Genomic DNA, 8,893 nt, shown 5'->3' with positions numbered 1-8,893 from the left:
GCCCGTGCCCGCCCCGGGGCTTCGCCACGATCGAGACCGGGAACCGCCCGGTCGGCATGAACACGTCCATGCCGGTGATGAAGGGCGTCGCGAAGAACGCCGGGAGGGGCGCGCTCAGGTCGGTGACGCGGTCGCGTCCGGCGTCGAAGGCGAAGATCCCGATGGCCCGCTTGGTGCGCGGCGCGTTGGCCTCGTTCAGCACCTGCCGCCCGTTGATGTAAAGGGCGTCGCCCTCGCGTCCCTGGTCGCCCCACCATTCCTTCTGCCGGCTGATGGTGAGCGCGGCATGGCGGTCGCCGGTCTCCACGAGCCCCGACAGCCCCTCGCCGGGACGGCTCGTCAGCAGCCGCACGAGCCCGTTGCTGCGCCGGAACGGCTGGGAGTACAGGTGGTGGACGGACGACTCGTCCCACACGACCGCGAACTCGTAGTGCGCGTCACCGCGGCCCTTGAACGGACCCCAGGCCCCGTCCTCGGGAAGGGTGTAGGAGGCGAGGGGACGCTGCGTGAGACGCGCGCCGGTCAGCGGATTCACCCGGTAGATCTCCAGCCGCGCACCGGCCGCGCCCTCGTTGGACGGGAAGAGCACCGCGCGTCCCGACAGGGCGATGTGGCGCTGCGGCACGATCCGGGTGGTTCGGGGCTTGCGCTCGTTGAAGAACTCGAAGAACTGCGCGAACGTCTCGGGCGAGGTCACGACCTGCGTGTGCGCCTGCCCGGAGAAGTACACGTTCTCGGCACCGGTGACCTCGCGCTCGGTCGGCCCCTCACCCCACACCGCCAGGGTGGGCACACCACCGGGCAGGCTGTCCGCGGTGGCGCCGTCGAGGTTGACGTAGTGCGCCACGTTCGCCGCCCGCGCGGGAGAACTGCGCAGGTAACTCTGCATCAGGCCGGTGCCGAGCGAGTGGGCGAGCAGGTCGATCTTGTCGGCGCCGGTGCGGTCGAGCAGCCGCGCGATGCGGTCGTCCAGCGACGCGAAGACCTCCGCCACGGTGGTGGTGCCGAACGTCGAGTCGTACTCGTGGGCCTCGATGAAGTCGTCCGGGTAGCCGTTGGACGTCAGGCGCCGCGCCTGCGTCTCGAACTGGCCGGCGGACCCGCTGAACCCGTGTACGAACACCACGGGCCGCGGTTGATGCCGCCGCCCGTCCGCATGGGCCGGCGACACCACCGACAGGGACAACAACAGGACGCAGAAGAAGGCGATGAGCCGTCGCAGCATGGGAGCGAACCCCTCGTGATGACCGTCCGGGCCCAAAGCGTCCGATCATCGGGGTCCGCCGTCAAGATCCCGGCCGCGACACTGTGCCCGCGCCCAGCCGCCCGCGTCCCGGACGTTTCACCGGAACCACGCGCCCCTCAGGCGGGTTTGGTCACGCGGATCTTGGACTGCCCGTGCGGGAGTTCTTCCCAGTCGTCCATGAATTGAGCAGTGAAACCGTGCTTCTCGGCCAGCGAGGTCAGCGTTTCGGTGCGGTAGTAGAAGTCCTCCCGCAGCACATGGTGTTCGGCCCCTTCGGTGCGGTCGAAGGTGAAGTCGAAGATGCCGCCGGGCACCATGACGCGGCCGACATTGGACAGGCATTCCTCGATGACGGCGAGCGGAGAGTGGCTGAACACGCTGTGCGCATGGACGACCGAGAAATGGTCCGACGGCAGGAACGCCAGTTTCAGGTCGTCCACCAGCGTGAGATGCGGAAGCTTGTCCCCCAGCCCCTGGCGGACGAGCGTCTGCTGCGCGGCGAGCAGGATGTCCGGCGAGATGTCGAGGCCGTAGTAGTTGCCGGTGTCGAGGTAGTCGATGAACCGCCACCCGGCCCGCAGGTTCCCGCAGCCGATCTCCAGCATCCGGTCATCGGGCTTGAGCCCGTGTTTCACCAGGTAGTCGAACTGCATCTGGCCGAGCTTCAGCCACCGCTCCCGCGTCGGGCTCCCGACCGCGGCCTCGGGGCTGCGGGCCGCGTCGGACCGCATGACGGCCCGGTAGTAGGCGACATGGTCACGGCTGGTGACGCGCAGTTTCAGGTCGCGCGCCGTCCTGGCCAGATACGGCCTGATCTTGTCGGGGTTCTTGGCGGCGTACCGCAGTTTGTAGGTGAGGCTCGCGCGATTCCTGCGCGTCGGCGGAACCGGTCCGGTCATCGGCTCGTCCCCTAAAGTCGAACTCCGGAAAAGCAGCGTCCACTACCTGGGCGGCCCAGGATGGCACATGAGCACTACCCCTGCCATCGTACGAATAAGCCGGGTCTCATTTGAAGCCTCTGCCAAGCCCCGCCCGTCAATGGGTCTTGGCACGGGCGCGGGTTCTGTCCGACCGGTTCGCTACCGTCCGCGGCGAACGCTGTCCCCCTGATGTCCGGAGGAGCCATGCTCAACGTGCCGCATGACGCCGTCGATTGGGTCGCCGACGATGAGCGGCTCGGCGAGATCTTCTGTCTCACCTTCGTCAAGGGGGTCGATGAGACCGAGGCGCTGGTGCGCCTGGGCGGCCTCCCGGACGAGCTGCGGCCCCGGACCCTGAAGGAGGTGGGCGAGACGTCCATCTCCTACGACGCCGGCTACCCGGAGTTCGCGTTCGCGCTGAACCTCGGCGACTGGACGGTGTTGATCGAGCCCAACGGCTTCCAGGGCGGGCTCATCGAGCCGCTGACCGCGCTCTCCCGAGGCACCGAGGCCGTCTCGGTGCAGCGACACGATTACGCCGACCACGGCTTCTGTTACGCCGTTGACGGGACGTTGATCACCGGATTCGAACCCACCTGGCCCAGTCGGCGGTGGGGCAGTGACCCCGACCGTCTCACCGGACTGATGCGCGCGGCCGACCTACCCCCGGACCCGAAGCCGGACCTGGACGTGGACGTGGACCTCGATTTGGGCTTGGACCTGGATCCGGACCTGGACCCGGACCTGGACACCGAGGTCGAGTCCCTGCCGCGCGGGTACGTCCCGGCCTTGCTCCTGGCGGGTTTGATCACCGGCGTCCTCCCGCACCCGGACGCCTTGACCGGTGAGCTCCCGTCCGCCCAGATCCAACCCTGGTTCAGCGCGGCTCCCCCGTCCCGTACCGCCGGTCCCAAGGACCCCGCGATGGTCGCGGCCCTCGAAGCCGCCCCGCCGCATCTGCTCCGCGCGGTCGCCGCACACGAGGCGATGCGCCTCGCCGCAGTCCTTGGTCTCGACGCCACGCCCGGCCTGGCGGAGACCGTCGCCGCCGCCGAGCGCGGCGAGCCGGTCGCCGTCTCCCCCGGCTCCGAACTTGGCGCGCACGTCCGCTCCTGGCTGGTGCGGTCGCGTCAGGCGAGTTACTCGCTCAACGACGGCGCCTACTCCAGGATGAGCGACGACGAACGGACAGCCGCCTTCATGCTGGGTTGGTTCGCGTCCGCTCTGCGCGCTGCGTTGTGGCCCGAGCCGCACGCCGCCGCCCGCGCGGCCCTCCACCCACTCACGGAGGGCCCTACCCAACTCCGCGATTCCGCCCAGGAGGCCGCCGTCCTGCGCATCCTCCGCGGCGATCAGGCAGCGATCTGAGGCGCCCGTCCTCGCCTGAGCCGGCCGTTTCAGGCGGTGAAGCGCTCGTGCACCTGCTCGGGGGTGAGGCCGAAGTCTTCGAGGGCGTAGCGGTGGGACGGTTTCGCGGCGCCGGTCGCGCTCTCCTTGTGGAGGCTCGCCATCGCCGTCCGGGCGTCCTCGCCGAACGGGAGCCGGAAGTGCCGGTAGATGCCCTCGGCCGTACCGATCGGGTCGCGGACGAAGTCGTCGTAGTGGACGTCCACGAACCGCGCGGGGTCGTGCCGGGCGCGCTCCGCGCGGAACTGCTCCAGACCGCGACTCCACAGTTCGAGCTGGTCACGGCCGATCACGGCGCCGGTGAAGACGTCCGACCAGCCGGCGGTGGCGTGCGCGGCGAGGCTGCACATGGACGCCATCGCGGTGCGCGGGTTCCGGTGCGTCTGGACGATCAGCGCGTCCGGGTACACCTCCAGCAGCGCGTCCAACGCGAACAGATGGCTGGGGTTCTTCAGCACCCAGCGCCTTTCCGGGTCGTTCAGGCCGATGAGCTGCAGGTTGCGGCGGTGCCTGCGGTAGGCCGGCGTCCAGTCCTGTTCGGCGAGCCAGGACGAGTAGGTCGGCAGGTGCGCCAGGCATTCGAAGGAGATCGAGAGCATGCTCTGGCGGAGAAGTTGCCAGCACTCCTCGACGGAGTCCGCCGAGATGTAGTGGACGCCCATGAACTCGGGGTTCTCGATGTGGTGCCGCCGGTACGCGGCGTCGATCGCCTGGAAGATCGGGTCGTCCGCCCACGCCTCGCGGGGCGGGCGCGGCTGCGGCACCTCGGCGAGCCACAGGTCGAGGCCCTGGTGGGCGGGGTCGGCGGTGAGCAGCCGGTGCAGCGCGGTGGTGCCGGTGCGGGGCAGCCCGGTGACGAAGATCGGCCGTTCGATGGGGACGTCGGCGTGCTCGGGGTGCCGCCGCCAGGCCGCCTCGGAGAACTGCCGCGCGGCGAGCGCACCGCGCAGCATCGCCCGCTGCGCCTTGTTGCCGAGCGGGGTGAGCCCGGCTTCCTCGGAGTAGGAGGCCAGGAGGACTTTCAGCCCCTCTAGGTAGTCGTCGTCGCCGAAGTCGTCCAGGCCGGTGACCTTTCTGGCCGAGGCGTGCAGGTCCTCGACGGTGCCGACCGTTTCACGGCCTGGGGTCATCTTCGGTGCGCCCTTTCCTAGTGGTGCCATTCGCCGGCGTTGACGTCCAGGCATTGGCCGGTGACGGCGCGGGCCAGCGGCGACAGCATGAACACCACGGCGTCTGCGATCTCGTCCGGGTCGGGCAATTTGCGCAGGTCCGTGGTAGCGGCGTTCTCGTCATAGATCTGCTGCGCCGTGACGCCACGCTTCTTGGCGAGGTGGTCGAAGTACCACTTGAGGTTGTCGGCCCAGATGTATCCGGGGGCGATCGTGTTCACGCGGACACCGCGCGGGCCGAGTTCCGTCGCGAGGTTCTGCGCCATCGCGAGGAGGGCGGCCTTGGCCATCTTGTAGGCGCCGAACGTCCGCCGCGAATGCCGCAGGACGGCCGAGTTCACCATGACGACGGAGCCGTTGCTCTCTTCGAGGGCGGGGACGAAGAGGCGAGTGAGGTGCAGGGCGGCGAGGACGTTCGTCTCGAAGCCGCGCCTGACCGCGTCGAGGTCGACCTTGGTGAGGTCTTTCAGCGGTGGGGTGGCGAAGGCGTTGTTGATGAGGCCGTCGACGCGTCCGAACTCGTTCCGCGCCGTTTCGGCGAGCCGTTCGCAGGCCGCCGTGTCGTTGATGTCGGTCGGGACGGTCACCGCGCGCTGGCCGACATCCTCGACTTCCTTGGCGACCTCCGCGAGTCGCTCCTCGTTGCGCGCGGCAAGCACCACGTCCGCCCCCGCCTTGGCGCACTGGAGGGCGAGCCCGCGACCGAGACCAGGACCGACGCCGGAGATGACGATGACCTTGCCGGCCAGCAACTCGGCGGCCATCAGCCGAGCATCCTTCGGGCGACGGCGACCTGCCGGGCGGCGATCCGTTCCTTCCACTCCTGCTCGCTGACCCGCTGGCGCTCATAGTTCGGGAGCCGGCGCGGCAGCTCGTCGAACGGCATGACCTCGACGGTCGGGCCGTCCGCGGGGGTGAGGTCGCGGGTGAGTCGCTGCCAGCGGAACTGGAGGTAGCCGCGGCGGTGGCCGGTCCGCTCGATCCAGTTGGCGAGGCCGGGATCGCGCTCGCTGACGACGTACCGGATCATGCCGTCGTCGTCCACGCGGGCCTGGTCGGCGGTGAGGCTGGTCTGGTGGTTGATGTAGTCGAGCGAGACGTACCACATGCTCCCGAGCTGGAAGCCCTGGTAGGGCGCGACATCGCGGTCGGCGGCGGGGGCCGTGATGACCATGACCTCGTCGTCGTCCAGGTCGTAGTGCCCGACGGACGAGAACTGCGTGGCCAGCCCGCCCGGCGTGGGCCGCGGCTCGGTGAGCGTGTTGACCGGCAGGTTCAGGTAATGCCATTCGGGAAAGGCGAGGAAGGTGCGCAACCGCGCCACCAGCATCTTCCCCGCGACCGCGTACCGCCGCGCCATCCGATCGGACGGGACGGGCGGCGGCGACGTACCGAGCGTGTCGGCGCGGTGAATGCGGATCTCCCCCGGCCGCTCGTTCTCCCAGTCGCTGAACACCTCCCGGACGATCAGCATTGCCGACCCGGGGGCCACGGGCACGTAGCCGGGCCCCGCGTCCTCCTTGGGCGGGCCGAAGCGGAGCTGGAACGTCCCGTCCGCCGCGATGTCCAGCTCACGGTCATCGAACGCGGTGAGGCTGTCGGGCGACTGCGTGGGCGAGTAGTCGCCGTTCATGATCTGGAAACTGAGATCGGCAGTACTCCCCCGCCGCCCGGTGACGACGTACTCAGCGTCGTCCCTGATGTACGCGTGGAAATACAGGGTGTCCGGGTTGTCGAGGCCGAGCTTCGTGTAAGGCCCGGTGGACGAGGCGAAGTACGGATATTCGTGCTGGTACGCCTGCACCATGTGCAACGAAGCCTTGATGCTGCCCGCGAGGTAGTCGAGCCCCTCGGCCAGGTCCTGGTCGGTCTTGACGTGCGGCGCGCTGCGGATGATCTGCTCGGCCTCGGCGATCGCCTCGGCGAACGATCGCGTGGCAGAGGTGGATTCGTCGGTCTGACCTGCGCCTGAGTCGATGGCCACCGGACTCCCCTGGGATCGCATCATCGCGTTGGGTTGACGGCCCCTCCTACGCGATGGCTGACAGCGCCCTCGCTCGAAGAGATCGATCGTCGGACGGACGGTAGAACGCGTTCTAGACAGCGTCAATGCCGGTCCCGGTCATTGGGAAGCCGGGACCCCGGCGGTGAACCTGAGGCTGGGCGCGTCGTCCAGCGACACCATGTACTCGTACGTGCGCTTGTGCCCGGTCTTCTCGACCAGCCAGCGTCCGTCCGCCCCGCGCCGGTAGACGTCGTGGTAGAAAGCGGCACCGCGGATGAGCAGCCGCTGCTCGATGAGGATGATCGAGTCGTCGAGCGACCACGTGCCGGTGGCGCGATCCCCGTCTATGTCGATCTCGGGTGCGCCCGCCGTGTGGGCGGAGATCTTGTCGGGCCCGAGGTTGCCGCGCATGTAGTCGACGATGGCGTCCCGTCCCTCCAACCGGAGGGTCTTGCCGAGCACGGGCGTGTCGTACTCGGCGACGGCGTCCTCGGTGAACACCTCGGCGAACTCGTCCCACAGCTTCAGGTCGACGCAGCGCAGGTAGCGGTACTTGAGCCGCCGGATCTCTTCCAGAGCAACCAGGTCCATGCGACACAGCCTGCTCGCCTCGGGCGCTTCAGACAAGAACAAGTTCTACTCTCCGCGCCCGCCGCCCCCGCCGACGCGGCGGACAGATCTGGGCGACCTGGGCGGCCTGGCCGTCTGGGTGATCATGTGCCGCACGCGGCTCACATCAGACCAATGGCCTTCGTGACCATTGTCACTCATCACTTACCTCAGGCTCACCATTGTCCTCTCGTCGATGCCCATTCGGGCATTAGCCAACATTCGTCCTGGTTGATTATGATCTCCGAGGCGACCGAATCAGGGGGTGGGTTCTCGATGACAGGGGTCCCTGGCAGCGAACTGGAACATCTGCTCAACGAGACGCGAGCCGTGCTCGGAACGCAGGGTGCGGGCGGCGGGGGGGGATCCGGCGAACGACCGGACGGTGCGTCCGCCGAGGCGTCCGCCAAGGGGCACGGCGAGGCGGCCGGGGGGCTGGTCCGGGCGACCGTGTCGGCGAGCGGGGAGATCGAGAGCATCGACCTCGCCCCGCGCGCGATGCGGATGCCCGCCGAGGAACTCGGGGAGCATGTCGCGGAGGCCGTGAACACCGCGTTCCAGGGGCTTCGCGCCGATCCGGCGAGGTTGCCCGCCGGCGCGGACACCGAGCAGCTCACGGCCCGCGCACGCGCGGTCCAGGACATGAGCATGCGGCAGATGCAGCAGATGACCCAGTCGATCGCGGACCTGATGGCGCAGCTGCACGGGGGACGGCGATGACCGACGGCTTCCAGGTATCGACCGAACAGCTCACCTCGTCCGCCGGCGGGCTCACCCAGGCCGCGGAACAGTTCAGCCGGCAGGTGCAGCAGTTCGAGGCGCAGATCAACGGCTATGGCGAGCCATGGGGCGGCGACGATATCGGAATGCTCATCGGAATCGCGCACGCCGCCTGCTTCGAAGCGGCGATGAAATGCTTCAAGGAGAACGCCGAAGAGTTGAGCGAACGCGCCAAGGCACTGGAAGCGGTCGCGAAGAACTACACCACGATGGAGCAGTCGAACGTCCAGACGGTCAATTCCATCAGCAAGGCATTGGGGTAGCCCATGGGCATGCAACTGCCCGGCGAACTCATCAGCCTGCTCGGCATGCTCGGCTACACCTGGCCGGAGGGCGACGAGACGAAGCTGATGGAGATGGGCGGCACGTGGATCTCCTTCGGCGGCGGTCTCCAGTCGGCGTCGGCCGGCGCGGACGCGGTGGCGCAGGGCGTCTGGACGGCCAACAAGGGCGAGGACTTCGAGGCGTTCCAGAAGGCGTGGACGGACGATGAGGCCGCGTCCGCCAACATCCGCGACGCCGGGACCGACTGCATGCTGGTCGGCGCCGGACTGCTGATCGCGGGCATCATCATCCTGGTGCTGAAGATCAACGTGATCATTCAGCTGATCATCCTCGCGATCCAGATCGCGCAGGCCATCGCCACCGCGGCGGTCACCTTCGGCGCATCCCTGCTGGAGATTCCGATCTTCAAGATGATCACCGGCGCGATCATCGACCAGCTGCTCGGCATGGCGGTGGAGGCGCTGCTCAATGG

At 68.5% G+C, this 8,893-nt stretch carries 10 protein-coding genes; 4 read left to right on the top strand and 6 right to left on the bottom strand.

Going from position 1 to position 8,893, the window contains the following annotated elements:
* Both E1200_RS27690 and E1200_RS27685 read right to left on the bottom strand, forming a co-directional pair.
* The coding region (locus tag E1200_RS27690; RefSeq protein WP_131955018.1) for an alpha/beta fold hydrolase at nucleotides 1–1,225 on the bottom strand (1,225 nt) is incomplete at its 3' end.
* 137 nt (nucleotides 1,226–1,362) lie between these two features.
* Nucleotides 1,363–2,145 carry a class I SAM-dependent methyltransferase gene (locus E1200_RS27685; RefSeq protein WP_131955017.1) on the bottom strand — a complete coding sequence of 261 codons (783 nt, stop codon included), beginning with the start codon at nucleotides 2,143–2,145 and terminating at the stop codon, nucleotides 1,363–1,365.
* A gap of 225 nt (nucleotides 2,146–2,370) precedes the next feature.
* On the opposite strand from E1200_RS27685, the gene E1200_RS27680 reads away from it, so the two are divergent.
* Complete coding sequence (locus E1200_RS27680) at nucleotides 2,371–3,534, top strand: DUF6461 domain-containing protein (protein ID WP_131955016.1); 1,164 nt, start codon at nucleotides 2,371–2,373, stop codon at nucleotides 3,532–3,534.
* Nucleotides 3,535–3,563: 29 nt separating this feature from the next.
* Here E1200_RS27680 and E1200_RS27675 read toward each other — a convergent pair whose 3' ends face one another.
* The 4 genes from E1200_RS27675 to E1200_RS27660 all read right to left on the bottom strand — a co-directional run bounded on the left by E1200_RS27675 (nucleotide 3,564) and on the right by E1200_RS27660 (nucleotide 7,338).
* The gene (locus tag E1200_RS27675) at nucleotides 3,564–4,703 is read right to left on the bottom strand and encodes a sulfotransferase (protein ID WP_131955015.1); all 1,140 of its coding nucleotides are present in this window, start codon (nucleotides 4,701–4,703) and stop codon (nucleotides 3,564–3,566) included.
* Between the two features lie 17 nt (nucleotides 4,704–4,720).
* Nucleotides 4,721–5,506: an SDR family oxidoreductase gene (locus tag E1200_RS27670; protein WP_131955014.1), complete on the bottom strand. Its 786-nt coding sequence runs from the start codon at nucleotides 5,504–5,506 to the stop codon at nucleotides 4,721–4,723.
* A complete protein-coding gene (locus E1200_RS27665) occupies nucleotides 5,506–6,726 on the bottom strand; it encodes a hypothetical protein (RefSeq protein ID WP_243708873.1) in 1,221 nt (406 codons plus the stop codon). Before E1200_RS27665 ends, E1200_RS27670 begins: the two co-directional genes overlap by 1 nt.
* Before the next feature lie 138 nt (nucleotides 6,727–6,864).
* Entirely contained in the window at nucleotides 6,865–7,338 is a 474-nt protein-coding gene (locus E1200_RS27660; protein ID WP_131955013.1) for a nuclear transport factor 2 family protein, read from the bottom strand.
* Between the two features lie 294 nt (nucleotides 7,339–7,632).
* Here E1200_RS27660 and E1200_RS27655 point away from each other — a divergent pair, with 294 nt between their 5' ends.
* From E1200_RS27655 to E1200_RS27645, 3 genes are all read left to right on the top strand, one after another.
* On the top strand, nucleotides 7,633–8,076 hold the full coding sequence (locus E1200_RS27655; RefSeq protein WP_165950490.1) for a YbaB/EbfC family nucleoid-associated protein: 444 nt from the start codon (nucleotides 7,633–7,635) through the stop codon (nucleotides 8,074–8,076).
* Nucleotides 8,073–8,399: a hypothetical protein gene (locus E1200_RS27650; RefSeq protein WP_131955011.1), complete on the top strand. Its 327-nt coding sequence runs from the start codon at nucleotides 8,073–8,075 to the stop codon at nucleotides 8,397–8,399. Before E1200_RS27655 ends, E1200_RS27650 begins: the two co-directional genes overlap by 4 nt.
* A gap of 3 nt (nucleotides 8,400–8,402) precedes the next feature.
* Nucleotides 8,403–8,893 (top strand): hypothetical protein (locus E1200_RS27645; protein WP_131955010.1); only part of this gene is annotated, 491 nt, incomplete at its 3' end.

Source organism: Actinomadura sp. GC306 (genome assembly GCF_004348665.1).
Lineage (GTDB): Bacteria > Actinomycetota > Actinomycetes > Streptosporangiales > Streptosporangiaceae > Spirillospora.
This window is presented reverse-complemented; position numbering and strand designations above follow the sequence as displayed.

Coding starts and splice junctions, on each gene's coding strand:
- E1200_RS27675 (WP_131955015.1), bottom strand. CDS start 4,703: ATGACCCCAGGCCGTGAAACGGTCGGCACCGTCGAGGACCTGCACGCC.
- E1200_RS27655 (WP_165950490.1), top strand. CDS start 7,633: ATGACAGGGGTCCCTGGCAGCGAACTGGAACATCTGCTCAACGAGACG.
- E1200_RS27680 (WP_131955016.1), top strand. CDS start 2,371: ATGCTCAACGTGCCGCATGACGCCGTCGATTGGGTCGCCGACGATGAG.
- E1200_RS27660 (WP_131955013.1), bottom strand. CDS start 7,338: ATGGACCTGGTTGCTCTGGAAGAGATCCGGCGGCTCAAGTACCGCTAC.
- E1200_RS27650 (WP_131955011.1), top strand. CDS start 8,073: ATGACCGACGGCTTCCAGGTATCGACCGAACAGCTCACCTCGTCCGCC.
- E1200_RS27685 (WP_131955017.1), bottom strand. CDS start 2,145: ATGACCGGACCGGTTCCGCCGACGCGCAGGAATCGCGCGAGCCTCACC.
- E1200_RS27670 (WP_131955014.1), bottom strand. CDS start 5,506: ATGGCCGCCGAGTTGCTGGCCGGCAAGGTCATCGTCATCTCCGGCGTC.